This window comes from Pelagibacterium sp. (genome assembly GCF_965249125.1).
Lineage (GTDB): Bacteria > Pseudomonadota > Alphaproteobacteria > Rhizobiales > Devosiaceae > Pelagibacterium.
Window position 1 is genome coordinate 201,374 of the sequence record NZ_OZ252217.1, and the last position, 14,493, is coordinate 215,866.

The 14,493-nt window shown below is 62.5% G+C and carries 9 protein-coding genes; 5 read left to right on the forward strand and 4 right to left on the reverse strand.

Annotated elements, in window-relative coordinates; genetic code table 11:
- Positions 1 to 24: 24 nt before the first annotated feature.
- A complete protein-coding gene (locus ACP148_RS01035; RefSeq protein WP_421950011.1) occupies positions 25 to 1,434 on the forward strand; it encodes an outer membrane beta-barrel protein in 1,410 nt (469 codons plus the stop codon).
- Here the strand turns inward: ACP148_RS01035 and galU are convergent.
- Positions 1,418 to 2,314, reverse strand: a complete 897-nt coding sequence (gene galU, locus ACP148_RS01040) for a UTP--glucose-1-phosphate uridylyltransferase GalU (RefSeq protein WP_421950010.1) — start codon at positions 2,312 to 2,314, stop codon at positions 1,418 to 1,420. The two genes, ACP148_RS01035 and galU, sit on opposite strands and share 17 nt — an antisense overlap.
- Positions 2,315 to 2,434: 120 nt before the next feature.
- On the opposite strand from galU, the gene galE reads away from it, so the two are divergent.
- The 3 genes from galE to ACP148_RS01055 are packed head-to-tail and all read left to right on the forward strand — an operon-like array spanning position 2,435 to position 5,838.
- Complete coding sequence (galE, locus tag ACP148_RS01045; protein ID WP_421950009.1) at positions 2,435 to 3,433, forward strand: UDP-glucose 4-epimerase GalE; 999 nt, start codon at positions 2,435 to 2,437, stop codon at positions 3,431 to 3,433.
- Complete coding sequence (locus ACP148_RS01050) at positions 3,385 to 4,629, forward strand: lytic murein transglycosylase (RefSeq protein WP_421950008.1); 1,245 nt, start codon at positions 3,385 to 3,387, stop codon at positions 4,627 to 4,629. Before galE ends, ACP148_RS01050 begins: the two co-directional genes overlap by 49 nt.
- 54 nt (positions 4,630 to 4,683) lie before the next feature.
- Positions 4,684 to 5,838, forward strand: coding sequence for a DUF459 domain-containing protein (locus ACP148_RS01055; RefSeq protein ID WP_425032999.1), 1,155 nt, complete (start codon positions 4,684 to 4,686; stop codon positions 5,836 to 5,838).
- Positions 5,839 to 5,882: 44 nt separating this feature from the next.
- Here the strand turns inward: ACP148_RS01055 and ACP148_RS01060 are convergent, their stop codons facing one another.
- From ACP148_RS01060 to ACP148_RS01070, 3 genes are all read right to left on the reverse strand, one after another.
- A complete protein-coding gene (locus ACP148_RS01060; protein WP_421950006.1) occupies positions 5,883 to 7,307 on the reverse strand; it encodes a glutamate synthase subunit beta in 1,425 nt (474 codons plus the stop codon).
- Positions 7,308 to 7,318: 11 nt separating this feature from the next.
- Entirely contained in the window at positions 7,319 to 12,034 is a 4,716-nt protein-coding gene (gene gltB, locus ACP148_RS01065; RefSeq protein ID WP_421950005.1) for a glutamate synthase large subunit, read from the reverse strand.
- A 583-nt stretch (positions 12,035 to 12,617) separates the two neighbouring features.
- Positions 12,618 to 13,070: an Hsp20 family protein gene (locus tag ACP148_RS01070; protein ID WP_421950004.1), complete on the reverse strand. Its 453-nt coding sequence runs from the start codon at positions 13,068 to 13,070 to the stop codon at positions 12,618 to 12,620.
- Positions 13,071 to 13,440: 370 nt separating this feature from the next.
- On the opposite strand from ACP148_RS01070, the gene ACP148_RS01075 reads away from it, so the two are divergent.
- Positions 13,441 to 14,421, forward strand: coding sequence for an alpha/beta fold hydrolase (locus ACP148_RS01075; protein WP_421950003.1), 981 nt, complete (start codon positions 13,441 to 13,443; stop codon positions 14,419 to 14,421).
- Positions 14,422 to 14,493: the final 72 nt, after the last annotated feature.

The window sequence follows — 14,493 nt, forward strand, 5'->3', positions numbered from 1 at the left end:
GGAGATACTATCCGGATTCGCGAATTGGACTTCACCCGAACAATTCTTGTGCTGACCCTTGCGGGTGCCGGTGCTTTGGCCGGTGCCTCGATGACCCTTGCGCAAGGGGACGGATCGGGCACCGACAATCCCGATCTCCTGCGCGGGTCGCTTGGCGTGGGCTGCCGCCCGGGAACGCTTTGCCAGTTTCCGGCGGCCGACCTGATCGTGCCGGTGGCGTTGCCAACCGAACCTCTTGCGCTCATGACGCCGCCACCGCCGGTGGTAGCGCCCGCGCCGCAGCCGGCCCCTGCCGCCGAACCCCGGCCAGTGACCATGGCCGCGCCGGTTTCGAGCGATATTTCCGATTGGGGTGAGCTTGGATATGGCGTTGCGCTGCGGGGTGCCTATGTGCGCAGCGGGGCAGCCGAGCGGTTTGAAATGCTAGCGATCCCTTCGATTTCCTATTCCCGGTCAGGCGGGACGACCGATCTGGCGCTGGACGGCTCGGCGACGCTGGTCGCGCCGCAGTCGGACGATCCGCGGGTGGGCGCGGCCAATGTGTCGGCCGATGTCGTCCATCGCCTGTCGCCATCGGCGGGCCTGGCATTCAACGCGGACCTTGCCCTGTCCCAGGACGCGCCGGACGGGCTGAGCGCGGACGAAGCGGACCTGAGCAGCGCGCCGGTTGTGGTATCGGGCTCGACCTCGCTTGGCTACACGCATCGGTTCGGCAATTTTACCGTAACGGGGAGCGGTGACATCACGCGCGACTGGGTCGGGGAGTCGGTGCAGACCGATGGCACGGTGATCGACAACAGCCATGAGAGCGCGACGCGTTATGGCGGGACGCTCAGGGTCGGATACGAGCTGACCCCGATTGTGGGGGTATTCGGGCAGGGGCGTGCCGGGCGGACCGAGTTCGATGGTATCGATCCCGATCTCGGCGCGCGCCGCTCCGGCGACGATTTCGAACTGCGGGGCGGCGTTACGACAAACTGGCGGGACGTCGTGACGCTGGAGGCATCCGTCGGGTCGGGATGGCGGCTGTTCGACGACAGCACGATTGCCCGGGCACAGTCATGGCTCTATGGCGTTTCGCTGGGCTATCGTCCGACGACGACCACCGAGTTCACGGCGAGCTTCGATACCGAGCTGACGCCGGGGCAGGGCGGCTCGGGTGCCAGCGCAACCTACGAGGTGGATTTCGAAGCGCGGCACAGGGCCAATTCCTGGCTCGCCCTGCGGGCATCTGCGGGGGCGCGATGGGCGGTGCCCGAAGACGGCTCGGCGACCAGCCGAACCTATCGCGCGGGGCTGGGCGCCGATTTCACGCTCGGTCAGCACACGAGTGCATCGCTCGATTATGATTACGGACTGGCCGAGGACCCCGCCGCGGCTATTGCCAGCCGCGACGAGCACCGGATCAGCGGCGGCATCAGTCTTCAATACTGATCGGGGTGTCGTCGGTGAGCTTTTTGAGTTCACTGAGAAACGTATCGGCGATATCGGGCCGGTCGAGCGCGAAAGCGACATTGGCTGTGAGAAAGCCGATCTTTGAGCCGCAATCGAAAACCTGCCCATCATATTTGACGCCGATGAAGGGCTGGCTGTCCATGAGGAACCGCATGGCGTCGGTGATCTGGATTTCGCCGCCCGCTCCGACGGTCTGCTCGCCCAGCAGCGCGAAAATTTCCGGCTGCAGGATATAGCGGCCGGAAATTATGAGGTTGGAGGGCGCGTCCGCCGGCTTGGGCTTTTCGACCATGCCGGTGATGGCAAAGCCGGTGTCGGGGCCATCGCCGCGTCCGACAACGCCATAGGACGAGACCTCTTCGGGGGCACACTCTTCGACGGCGATGATGTTGCCGCCCGATTCCTCGTAGGTGTCCATCATCTGCTTGAGGACGCCGGGGGAGGATTTGAAGATCATGTCGGGAAGCAAGAGCGCGAAGGGTTCGCGACCGACGATATCACGGGCGCACCAGACGGCGTGCCCGAGGCCGAGCGGTTCCTGCTGGCGGGTGAAGCTCGACTGGCCCGCTTTGGGCAGATCGTGGCGGAGCTGTTCAAGCGCGGCGGTCTTGCCGCGCGCCTCGAGAGTCGCCTCGAGTTCGAACTGGCGGTCGAAATGGTCCTCGATAACGCCCTTGTTGCGGCCGGTGACGAACACGAAATGCTCGATCCCTGCCTCGCGGGCTTCGTCGACGGCGTACTGGATCACCGGTTTGTCGACGACCGTCAGCATCTCCTTGGGCATGGCTTTGGTGGCGGGAAGAAACCTTGTTCCAAGGCCGGCGACAGGAAAGACGGCTGTACGGACTCTGCGGACCACTTCATACTCCCTTGCGATTGCTTTGACATAAACTAAGACAGTTTCAATGTCTTAATGCAAGATTGTGGTGACAGTTGCATGCCCAATGCATGCGGACGCAAAGCGGATTTAAGGAAAGCTATGGGTATTCTGGTTACTGGCGGCGCGGGGTATATCGGGTCCCACATGGTGCTGCATCTTGCCGATGCGGGCGAGAACGTCGTCGTGCTCGACAATCTGACCACGGGCTTTCCCTGGCTGGTCGATCATCGGGTCAAGCTCATCGAGGGCAATGTCGCCGACGCCGATCTGGTGTCGAAAATCATCGCCGAAAACGACATCGATTCCATCATTCATTTCGCCGGTTCGATCGTCGTGCCCGAATCGGTGGAAAATCCGCTGAAATATTACAAGAACAACACGGCCAATACGCGCGATCTGATCGAAGCCGCTGTGGCTGGCGGGGTCCGCCATTTCATCTTTTCATCGACGGCGGCGGTCTATGGCATGGTGGGACTCGAACCGGTGGCCGAGGACGCGATTCTCTCGCCGGTCTCCCCCTACGGACGCTCCAAGCTGATGAGCGAATGGATGCTGGCCGACGTGGCGGCGGCCCATCCGATCACCTATGGGGTATTGCGCTATTTCAACGTGGCGGGCGCCGACCCGCAAATGCGCTCCGGGCAATCGACGGCGGGCGCCACTCACCTGATCAAGGTGGCGGTGCAGACCGCGCTTGGCCATCGCGAGAAGATGAGCGTCTTCGGGGACGATTATCCGACGCCCGATGGGACCTGCGTGCGCGACTATATCCACGTATCCGACCTTGTCGCGGCGCATGGGCTTTTGCTGGGTCATCTGCGGGGCGGCGGGGAAAGCATCACTGTCAATTGCGGCTATGGGCGCGGGTTTTCGGTCGACGAGGTGGTCTCGACCGTCAAGTCGGTGACGGGGATCGATTTTGCCGTCGAACATGGGCCACGCAGGCCGGGCGATCCGGCCTCGATCGTGGCGGGGGCCGACCGGATAAAGGCGCTGGGCTGGGTGCCCAAGCATGACGAACTCGCCGGAATCGTGGAGATGGCCTATAAATGGGAAAAATATCTCGATACCCGCAACGACCGCCCCTCCATTCTCTGATCGGCGCGATTTTTATCTGGTCGTGCCTGGCCGGAGCGGCGCTGGCGCAGCCGGTCGAGAGCTTTGAAGCGTTCAAGGGCCGGATGGAAGCGGTTGCTGTCGCCAATGGCATCAGCCGCGACTTCTATCGCGCCGTGATGGGGCCGATCCAGCCCGACCCTTCGATCCCTACGCTCATTTCGGGGCAACCCGAATTCGTGACCCCGGTGTGGGACTATCTCGATGCAAGGATCGGATCGGGACGGATCGCGCGTGGGCGGGCGGCAATTGCGGCCAATGAGGGATTGCTGAGCGCCATCGGGCAGCGTTACGGGGTCGATCCTTACGTTCTGGCGGCGATCTGGGGGATGGAGTCCGATTACGGGGCGGTGCTCTCGAACCGCTCGCTCATCAAGCCGGTCATTCCCTCTCTCGCGACGCTGGCCCATCAACGGCGCGGACGGGTCGCCGAGGACGAAGCCGAACTGATCGCGGCGCTGCGTATCGCACAGGCGCGGGGATCGGCGGAGGGCGTTGTCGGCTCGTGGGCCGGGGCGCTTGGCCATCTCCAGCTCATTCCCACCGCTTATCTGCGATATGGGCAGGATGGGGATGGAGACGGGGTCGTCGATCCGCACAGCTCGCTGGCCGACGCTCTGGCCTCCTCGGCCAATTATCTGCGCGGGCTGGGATATGTTCCCGGTCTTGACTGGGGCTTTGAGGTCGAGGTGCCCGACGGGTTCGATTATCTGCTGGCCGATCGGGAGGTCTTTCGTCCCATTGGGTTTTTTGCCGAACGCGGCGTGGCGCGGGTGGCGGGGCGGGCTTTTTCCGATCCGGGGATCGAGGTGTTTCTCTATGTCCCGGCGGGGGCGGATGGGCCGAAATTTCTGATGACCCGCAACTATCTGGTGTTCAAGGGATATAATTTTTCCGATTCCTACGCCATGGCGGTGGCGCATCTGACCGACAGGCTCAAGGGCGGCGGGGCGTTCGTTACCCCGTGGCCGCGCGATGCGCAGTTTCCCAATCGCCAGCAGCGGATCGATATCCAGACGATGCTGGCGCGGCTGGGGTATTACGGGGGCGTGGTCGACGGCAATATCGGGCCGGTTACGCAGGCGGCCTATGCGCGGTTTCAGGCGGGCGCCGGACTGGTGGCCGACGGCTTCGTGACACGCGACGCCCATCGATTGCTGGCCGGTGCCGTTCAATAAACAGTGGCGGCGCTTTGAGAGCGCCCAGAATTGGACTAGAACCCCCTGATGGTCATGTGGCGTTCCATAATCGGTCTGGTGATGGTCGTGCTGCTTTGCGCAGTTCCGGCGTCGGGCGCCTGGGCGCAGGAGCGCAGCACGCGGACGCTGTTCGAGGTGTTGTTCGGATCCGGCAATGAACAGCAGCAAAGCCAGCCGCAAGCGCCGGTAACCTCGCAACCAAGGCCGCAGGCCCAGCCGGCGCCGCAGCCGCAGCAGGCCCCGACGCCCGCGCCGACGGAAGTCGAAAAATCGGAAAATGCGCGCCGGGTGGCGGTGTTCGGGGATTCGCTTGCCGTCGATCTGGCGCGGGCGCTGGAACGGCTCTATGCAGACAATCCCGAAATCATGGTTGCCGAAGAAGCGGTGGGGTCTTCGGGCTTTGTGCGCGACGATTTTTTCGACTGGAACGCGGCGATCGAGGACGAACTGATCGCCGACAGTTTCGACGTGGCGGTGGTGGCGATCGGGATCAACGACCGCCAGGCGCTCAACGGCGCCGAGGCGCTGTCGGACCCATGGCGCAGCGCATACCGGGACCGGATCGATGCGTTCCTCGCCGACATAAGGGCCGCTGGAAAGCAGGTGATCTGGCTCGAATTGCCGCCGATGCAACAACCGAGTTATGGCGCGGCGATGGCGCAGATTTCCTCTATCCACAAGGCGGCAGTGAATGCGGGGGGCGGGGCGTGGGTGGAAACCTATGACCGCTATCTGGGAGAGGATGGCGGCTATAGCGCCAACGGTCCGGACCTCAACGGCAATATCGTGGATATGCGCAAGGGTGACGGCATTCATTTTTCCGCGGCTGGTGCCGACAAGCTGGCCTTTTACATCGACCGGGCCATGGGTTCGACGACCGGCGGGCGGGTCAGTCTGTCGGGCAGCACTTCGGAAGTGGCGGACCTTCTGGCGGGCACCGATGCGGCAGGGATGACCCGGCCGCCCTATCAGGGGCTCGAACAGATGCGGCTGCTCGAAATGGCGAGTTTCGTGCAGGATCTTGGCGGTGCGGCGCAGCGGGCGAGCGGCCTGATTATCGCCGGTCAGACGACGGCGGGCACGCGCAGCTTCGCGCTCGAGGACATGCTCGATGCGCCAGCGGGCAGGGTGGACGCGTTCGGGCTGGGCAGGGGCGCCGTCGAGATCGAGAACCCCGGCGGGCGATAAGAAAAGCCCCGGAGGCGATCCGGGGCTTTATCGTTTCAGGCGGTTCAGCGCGGCAGCGCCGTTTCGCCCATCAGGTCGAGATCGATGGCGCGGGCGGCCTGACGGCCTTCGCGGATGGCCCAGACGACCAGCGACTGGCCACGGCGCATGTCGCCGGCGGCGTAAACGCCCTCCACGGTGGTCTTGTAGCTGAACGTATCGGCAAACAGATTGCCGCGCTTGTCGAGCCTGGCGCCGAGCTGTTCGAGCATGCCGTCATGGACCGGATGGGCAAAGCCGATGGCCATGAGCACCAGCTCGGCGGGCAGGATGAAATCGCTGCCTTCGATCGGCTGGCGGTCGGTGCCGACGCGGGCGCATTTGACGCCGGAAACGTGGCCGCGTTCATCGGACACGATCTCGACGGTCCCGGCCTGGAACTCGCGATTGGCGCCTTCGGCCTGGGACGACGAGGTGCGCATCTTGACGGCCCAGTTGGGCCATGAGGTGAGCTTGTCTTCCTTTTCGGGCGGACGCGGGCGGATATCGAGCTGGGTGACCGAAACGGCTCCCTGACGGAAGGCGGTGCCCACACAGTCCGACGCTGTATCGCCGCCACCGATCACCACGACGTTCTTGCCGGCGGCAAGGATGGGTTCGTCGGTCACCAGTTCCCCGCCATTGCGACGGTTCTGCTGGACGAGATAGGGCATTGCGTAGTGAACGCCGGCAAATTCGGTGCCTTCGCAACCGGGATGGCGCGGAAACTCCGAGCCGCCGCAGAGCAGCACGGCATCGTGGTCAGCCTGCAGATCGGCGAAGGGACGGGTAACCCCGATGTTCTCGCCGAAATGGAAGATCACGCCTTCGGCTTCCATCTGGGCCTGGCGGAAATCGATATGGCCCTTTTCCATCTTGAAATCGGGAATGCCATAGCGCAGCAGGCCGCCGGGCTTTGGCTCACGCTCATAGACGTGAACCTCGTGGCCGACGCGGGCGAGCTGTTGCGCCGCGGCGAGACCGGCCGGGCCGGCGCCGACGATGGCGATCTTCTTGCCGGTCTTCTTGTCGGAAATCTGGGGGCGGACCCATCCGCCCCTGATCGCCTTGTCGGCAATGGCCTGTTCCACGGTCTTGATGGCGACGGGGGTATCCTCGAGGTTGAGGGTGCACGCTTCCTCGCACGGGGCGGGGCAGATGCGGCCGGTAAACTCGGGGAAGTTGTTGGTCGAATGGAGATTGCGCGAGGCTTCTTCCCAATCGTCCTGATAAACGAGGTCGTTCCAATCCGGAATCTGGTTGTGGACGGGGCAGCCCGTATCGCCGTGGCAATAGGGGATGCCGCAATCCATGCAGCGCGCGGCCTGGTTTTTCACCTCCGGCTCGGTGAGCGGAATCGTGAACTCGTGATGGTGCCGAACGCGGTCCGAGGCGGGCTCGTAGCGCTGCTCCTGGCGATCTATTTCAAGAAAGCCCGTTACCTTACCCATTGGCTTTCTCCTTATTCTGCTGCGGTGGGGCGCGAGCGGCCCGTACGCAAATCTTCCATTTCCTGCATGGCGCGGCGGTACTCGACCGGCATGACCTTGACGAATTTGGGACGGTATTGCTCCCAATTGTCCAAGATCAGCTTGGCGCGCGACGAGCCTGTGTAATGGAGATGGTTGGAAATGAGCTGGAACAGGCGTTCGTCGTCATGCTTGGTCATGTCGCCGGAAACATCGACCCGGCCATGCCATTCGAGATCGCCACCGTGGTGGTGAATCTTGCGCATGAGCTCTTCTTCCTCGACAACCGGCTCAAGATCGACCATGGCGAGGTTGCAGCGGGACCGGAAGGTCTCTTCCTCGTCCAGCACGTAGGCAACGCCGCCCGACATGCCGGCGGCAAAGTTGCGGCCGGTCTTGCCGATGACGACGACGACCCCGCCCGTCATGTATTCGCAGCCGTGATCGCCCGTGCCTTCGACAATTGCGATGGCACCCGAGTTGCGAACGGCAAAGCGTTCACCGGCGACGCCGCGGAAATAGCACTCGCCCTCGATGGCTCCGTAAAGCACGGTATTGCCAACGATCATCGATTCCTCGGGCACGATCTGTGCCTTTTCGGACGGGCGGATGACGATGCGGCCACCCGAAAGCCCCTTGCCGACATAATCGTTGGCATCTCCGATCAGATCGAAGCTGATGCCCTTGGCGAGGAACGCGCCAAAGCTCTGGCCCGCAGTGCCGCGCAGGGTGACCGAGATTGTATCTTCGGCCAGGCCCTTGTGCCCATGGGCCTTTGCGACTTCGCCCGAGAGCATGGCGCCGGCCGAGCGGTTCAGCGAGCGGATCGGCACCTCGAACTGGATAGGCTCTTTGGTGTCGATGGCGTTGCGGGCCTTTGCGATCAACTCGCGGTCGAGAACGGCCTCGAGGTGATGGTTCTGGAACTCGGTGTGATGGATCGAATCCCCGCCGATGGGTTCGGGCTTATAGAACAGCTTTGCGAAATCGAGACCCCTGGCCTTCCAGTGATTTTCGAGCCTGGTCTGGTCGAGCAGGTCGGAGCGGCCGATCACCTCGTTGAGGGTGCGGGCACCCATCTGGGCGAGCAGCTTGCGCAGTTCCTCGGCCACAAAGAAGAAATAGTTGATGACGTGCTCGGGCGTGCCCTTGAAGCGCTTGCGCAGAACGGGGTCCTGGGTGGCGATGCCGACAGGGCAGGTGTTGAGGTGGCACTTGCGCATCATGATGCAGCCGGCCGCAATCAGCGGTGCGGTGGCAAAGCCATATTCGTCGGCGCCCAGGAGGGCACCGATCAGAACGTCACGGCCGGTGCGGAAGCCGCCATCGACCTGAAGGGCGACGCGCGAGCGCAGGCGGTTGATGACGAGGGTCTGGTGGGTTTCGGCAAGCCCGATTTCCCACGGTCCGCCAGCGTGCTTCAATGACGTGAGGGGCGCAGCCCCGGTGCCGCCATCATAGCCCGAAATGGTGATGTGGTCGGCGCGGGCCTTGGCGACGCCGGCGGCAACCGTGCCGACACCGACTTCGGAGACGAGCTTGACCGAGACGGCGGCCTCGGGGTTGACGTTTTTCAGATCGTAGATGAGCTGGGCAAGATCTTCGATCGAATAGATGTCGTGGTGCGGCGGGGGCGAAATCAGGCCCACACCCGGCGTCGAATGGCGTGTCTTGGCGACCACCCAATCGACCTTGTGGCCGGGGAGTTGACCGCCTTCGCCGGGCTTTGCACCCTGGGCGACCTTGATCTGGAGCATGTCGGCGTTGACCAGATATTCGGTGGTGACGCCAAAGCGCCCCGAAGCGATCTGCTTGATGGCCGAACGCTGGGGGTTCATGGCGCCGTCGGGCAGAGGCTTGAAGCGTTCGGGGTCTTCCCCGCCTTCGCCGGTGTTGGACTTGCCGCCGATCTTGTTCATGGCCATGGCGAGGGTCGTGTGCGCCTCGCGCGAGATCGACCCAAAGCTCATGGCGCCGGTGGCAAAGCGCTGCACGATGGCCTCGGCGGGCTCGACCTGGGAAATGTCGATCGGCTCGCCGAGCGGCTTGATCGTAAACAGCGAGCGGATGGTCAGGTGCGCGGCGTTTTCGCCATTGGCGGCGCGGGCAAACGCGTCGTAGCGCTCCTGCGCGCTTTCGGGGGTGTCGCCCTTGAGGCGCACAGCGTGCTGGAGGTCGGCAATAGTGTTGGGACCCCAGGCATGGGCTTCGCCGCGCATGCGGTAGGCGTATTCGCCGCCCACTTCGAGGCTCTTGCGCAACACCGTGTCGTCTGAAAAGGCGAGGGTGTGGCGGCGCAGGGTTTCCTCGGCGACCTCGGGCAGGCCCACGCCTTCGATGGTTGTGGCGGTGCCGAAAAAGAAGCGCTTGACGAATTCGGACGAGAGGCCGACCGCGTCGAAAATCTGTGCGCCGCAATAGGACTGGTAGGTCGAAATGCCCATCTTGGACATGATTTTCAAAAGACCCTTACCCACCGACTTGATGTAGCGATAGATGACTTCGCCCGCATCGACCTCGGCGGGGAATTCGCCTTCCGCGTGCAGCGCGGCGAGAGCCTCGAACGCCAGATAGGGGTTGATGGCCTCGGCGCCATAGCCAGCCAGCACGGCGAAGTGGTGGACTTCGCGCGCCTCGCCGGTTTCGACCACAAGACCCGAAGACGTGCGCAGGCCCTTGCGGATCAGATGATGGTGCACGGCAGCGGTGGCCAGCAGCGCCGGGATGGCGATGCGGTTCGCGGCGACCAGGCGGTCGGACAGGATGATGATGTTGTAGCCGTTCTGGACCGAAGATTCGGCGCGTTCGCACAGCGCGTCGAGCGCGGCCTGCATGCCGGCGGTACCCTTTGCGGCATCATAGGTGATGTCGAGGGTTGCCGTGTGGAACTGATTGTCGGCCATGTCGCCGAGGGCGCGGATCTTTTCGAGATCCTCGTTTGTCAAAATCGGCTGGCGCACTTCGAGGCGCTTGGTGGTCGAAAGCCCTTCAAGATCGAACAGATTGGGGCGCGGACCGATAAAGGAGACAAGGCTCATCACCGATTCCTCGCGGATCGGATCGATGGGCGGGTTTGTGACCTGCGCGAAGTTCTGCTTGAAATAGGTATAGAGCAGCTTGGGCTTGTCCGAGAGCGCCGAAAGCGGGGTATCGGTGCCCATCGAGCCGACGGCTTCCTGGCCCGTTGTCGCCATGGGCGCCATCAGGAGCTTGACGTCTTCCTGGCTGTAGCCAAAAGCCTGCAAACGGTCGAGAAGGCTCTCGGTGGTCGCGGGAGCCTTGGGCTCGGCTTCGGGCAGATCCTCAAGCACGATCTGGGTCTTGGCGAGCCAGGTGGCATAGGGGTTCTTGGCCGAAAGCGCCTTCTTGATCTCGTCGTCGGAGACGATGCGGCCTTCTTCGAGGTCGATGAACAGCATGCGGCCCGGCTGCAGGCGCCAGCGCTCGACCACGTCTTCATCGGGGATATCGAGGACGCCCGATTCCGAAGCGAGAACGACGTGGCCTTCCTTTGTCACAAGGTAGCGGGCGGGACGCAGACCGTTGCGGTCGAGGGTGGCGACCACATAGCGGCCGTCCGAAAGCGACATGGCGGCGGGGCCATCCCAGGGCTCCATGAGGGCCGCGTGGTATTCATAAAAGGCGCGGCGCTCTTCATCCATCAGCGAATTGCCGGCCCAGGCTTCCGGGATCAGCATCATGGCGGCGTGGGGCAGCGAGTAACCGCCGCGCACGAGGAATTCGAGCGCGTTGTCGAAACAGGCTGTGTCGGACTGGCCCTCATAGGAGATCGGCCAGATCTTGGTGATGTCGTCGCCGAATTTGGGCGAAGCGACCGAAGCCTGACGGGCGGCCATCCAGTTGACGTTGCCGCGGATTGTGTTGATTTCCCCGTTGTGGATGGTCATCCGATAGGGGTGAGCCAGCTTCCAGGAGGGGAAGGTGTTTGTCGAAAAACGCTGGTGAACGAGCGCGATGGCGCTTTCGAACTGTTCATCGTGCAGGTCGGGATAGAACTTGCCGAGCTGGTCGGCCAGGAACATGCCCTTATAGACGATGGTGCGGGCCGACATCGAGACTATATAAAAGCCGTTGTCGTCCTGGACCTCGGGGATTTCGCCGTACAGCGTGTTGGAGATCACCTTGCGGGTGATGAGCAGCTTGCGCTCGAAGGCATCGACATCGTTAAGCCCTTCGGGGCGGGCGACAAACATCTGCTCGATGATCGGCTGGGTGGCGATGACGCCTTCCGACAGCGCGGAATTGTCGAACGGAACGACACGCTCGCCGAGGATTTCGAGGCCCTCGGCGGCAATTGTCTTGCGCACGAGCTCGGCGCAACGATCGCGCAGGGCTGCATCGTTGGGATAAAAGATCATGATCGGCGCGTATTGGCCGACATCGGGCAGATCGAAATCTGTGACCTTTTGGAAAAATGCGTGCGGAATCTGGACGAGAATGCCCGCGCCATCGCCCATGAGCGGGTCGGCGCCCACCGCGCCGCGGTGTTCGAGGTTCTCGAGGATTTCGAGGCCCTTTTGCACCACTTCGTGGCTCTTGGCGTTCTTGATGTTGGCGATCATGCCGATGCCGCAGGCATCGTGCTCATTGGCCGGATCGTACAGGCCCTGGGCGGCGTTGCGTTTGGTCGCAGTGGTGCCCGGAAGTGCCGCAGCCGCCTCGATCAAATGCTTGTCCATTTCGCCCATATCAGGTCCTCGCCAAAGTTAACGGAAGGTAAGCCAATGCGCCGTCCGTGCAGGTCGCTCGTTCGGGTCGTACAAGGATCAATGTACGGCTCGGGTGAGCAGACCGGTCTATTTACACTGGAGCGGCGCTGCATCCAAATGGCCGCTCAAATGAACCCCTGTCGGGTTCCGCCGGGCCGCTCCTCCTCTTATCGGGCGGGCTTTGACCAGCGACGCAGATCGGTCCGGGAGACGGTCGATGCTGCGATTTTCTGCCAGGAGATTCCTTAGCACAGTCTCTGTGTGAAGGATTGCCTGTCTTTTGTCAATAATGGACAGCAATGCTGCCCTAAAATTCGCGCGACACTGGCAGATTTTTTGCGCAGCGACAAGTCCGGCGTCCCGATTTTAGGATGGGCAGCCTAAAATGGCAAACGGGCGCCCGGCATTTTACCGGGCGCCCGCTTCAACGTTCGGGAGGAGGGAACGTCAGAGACCGCTTAGAGCATTTCAGCGCTTCCTTGAATCGATTCAATTGCTCTAAGTCTTTGTTTTATCGCGCTTCCGAACCGGATAAGTGGTAGCCACTTATCCTGGAAGCGCTCTAGTTGACGGTCTTGTCTTCGATGGTCTGGGTGGTGCTGGAAATCTCGATCTGGCGCGGGCGCTTGGATTCGGGGAGCTCGCGTTTGAGATCGATGTGCAGCAGGCCGTTTTCGAGCGAAGCGCCGGAAACCTCGACATGCTCGGCAAGCTGGAAGCGCAATTCGAAGGCGCGCTCGGCGATGCCGCGATGGAGGAATTCGCGCTTGGTATCGGCGCCCGAGGCGCGGGAGCCCTTGACCTGAAGGCTGTTTTCCTTGGTCTCGATGGCGATATCGCCCGTCGAAAAACCGGCGACGGCGATGGTCACGCGGTAGGTATCCTCACCGGTGCGCTCGATATTGTAGGGCGGATAGGATTTCGCATCTTCGGCGACCAAAGTGTCGAGGCGCGAAAACAGGCGGTCGAACCCGACGGTGGAACGGTAAAAGGGGGAAAAATCAAGACGTTGCATTTTCAGTGTTCTCCTGATGGTAGCAAGAACGTTGAGCATTGCTGCCGGAGAGAGCTCCCTTATGAGGCGAGCGGTTTCCGGCGGCGTCCCCGGGTCATCCGGCGGACAGCACAAAGATAGGAACCGCCAATTTGCTGTTCAAGAGGCGGGAAAATGCCGGCTGAATTGAATATGAACGGGCCGCTCAGCGAGCGGTCAGGCGAGGGTTGGTAGAAAGGTGCATGTGATGCCGGGAACGGTGTCATAACCAAGCGCAGGCGTCGTTCACCGCCCCCCGCAACGGCGCCTGCGCATCGCTCTCCTTATATTGTCGCATCGTTTACGAACCCCCGCTATTGTCGCTGTGACGCCCAATAGACCCCCGGTGCACATGGACGCGAAGCCCGCCGGACACGAGTTTGTCCACCTCGAAACAAATCCCATCCCCAAAGGCGCCCGGTCGGGCTTTTTTTCGACCAGCGACAATGTGCGGCTGCGCTATGGCATTTTCCCCAAGCAGGGGGAGGCACCGCGCGGGACGATCGTTCTGGTGCAGGGGCGCACCGAGTTCATCGAGAAATATTTCGAGACGATCGGCGATTTCCAGAAGCGCGGCTTTACCGTGGCCAGTTTCGATCTGCGCGGGCAGGGCGGGTCGGACCGGATGATCGGCAATTCGCGTCACGGTCACGTGGAAAACTTCGACGATTACTGGACCGACCTTGATGATTTTCACAAGGGCATCGTGCTGCCCGATTGCCCGCCGCCCTATTTTCTGGTCGGGCATTCGACGGGGGGATTGATCGGGCTTCTGGCGGCAACGCGCGACCGGCTGATGTTTGACCGGGTGTTTTTGTCCTCGCCCATGGTCAGCCTGCCGGGGCTTCCCTTTTCGCTCAAATGGTCATCGCGGCTGGTCGATCTTGCACGGTTTTTGGGACTCTCGAACCTGCCGGTGGGGCGACGCGGGGACAGGGAACAGACCGAATCCGGGTATGAGGGCAATCCGCTGACTTCGGACAAGAAACGCTACATGCGTAGCGTCGAGATATTGAAGGCGCGGCCCGACCTGATCGTGGGGTTGCCCACGCTGGGCTGGATCGGATCGTCGCTGGCGGCGATGCGGGTTGCCAATGGGGACGATTTTCCGGCGCGACTCAAGATTCCGGTGTTCATCTGCGCGGCGGCACTCGACAGTGTCGTCGATACGAGCGCGACCGAGGCTTTGGGGCTGCGGTTGCGGGCCGGGCATCATGTAGTGCTTGCTGGCGCGCGGCATGAATTGTTCATGGAAGCCGACCCGATCCGCGAGCAGGTTTTTGCGGCGTTTGATGCGTTCGTGACCGAGCAGACTGGGTATGCGGGCAGTTAGGTGATGGTGGCCTGCAAATGGCAGTTTTCTGCGCTTCCGGTGCTCACGTACAAAAGTACGCTCCGCTTCGGT

Excerpts from the sequence above, each read along its gene's own strand:
- galE (WP_421950009.1), top strand. The coding sequence starts at position 2,435 with ATGGGTATTCTGGTTACTGGCGGCGCGGGGTATATCGGGTCCCACATG.
- ACP148_RS01050 (WP_421950008.1), top strand. The coding sequence starts at position 3,385 with ATGGGAAAAATATCTCGATACCCGCAACGACCGCCCCTCCATTCTCTG.
- ACP148_RS01055 (WP_425032999.1), top strand. The coding sequence starts at position 4,684 with ATGTGGCGTTCCATAATCGGTCTGGTGATGGTCGTGCTGCTTTGCGCA.
- ACP148_RS01060 (WP_421950006.1), bottom strand. The coding sequence starts at position 7,307 with ATGGGTAAGGTAACGGGCTTTCTTGAAATAGATCGCCAGGAGCAGCGC.
- gltB (WP_421950005.1), bottom strand. The coding sequence starts at position 12,034 with ATGGGCGAAATGGACAAGCATTTGATCGAGGCGGCTGCGGCACTTCCG.
- ACP148_RS01070 (WP_421950004.1), bottom strand. The coding sequence starts at position 13,070 with ATGCAACGTCTTGATTTTTCCCCCTTTTACCGTTCCACCGTCGGGTTC.
- ACP148_RS01075 (WP_421950003.1), top strand. The coding sequence starts at position 13,441 with ATGGACGCGAAGCCCGCCGGACACGAGTTTGTCCACCTCGAAACAAAT.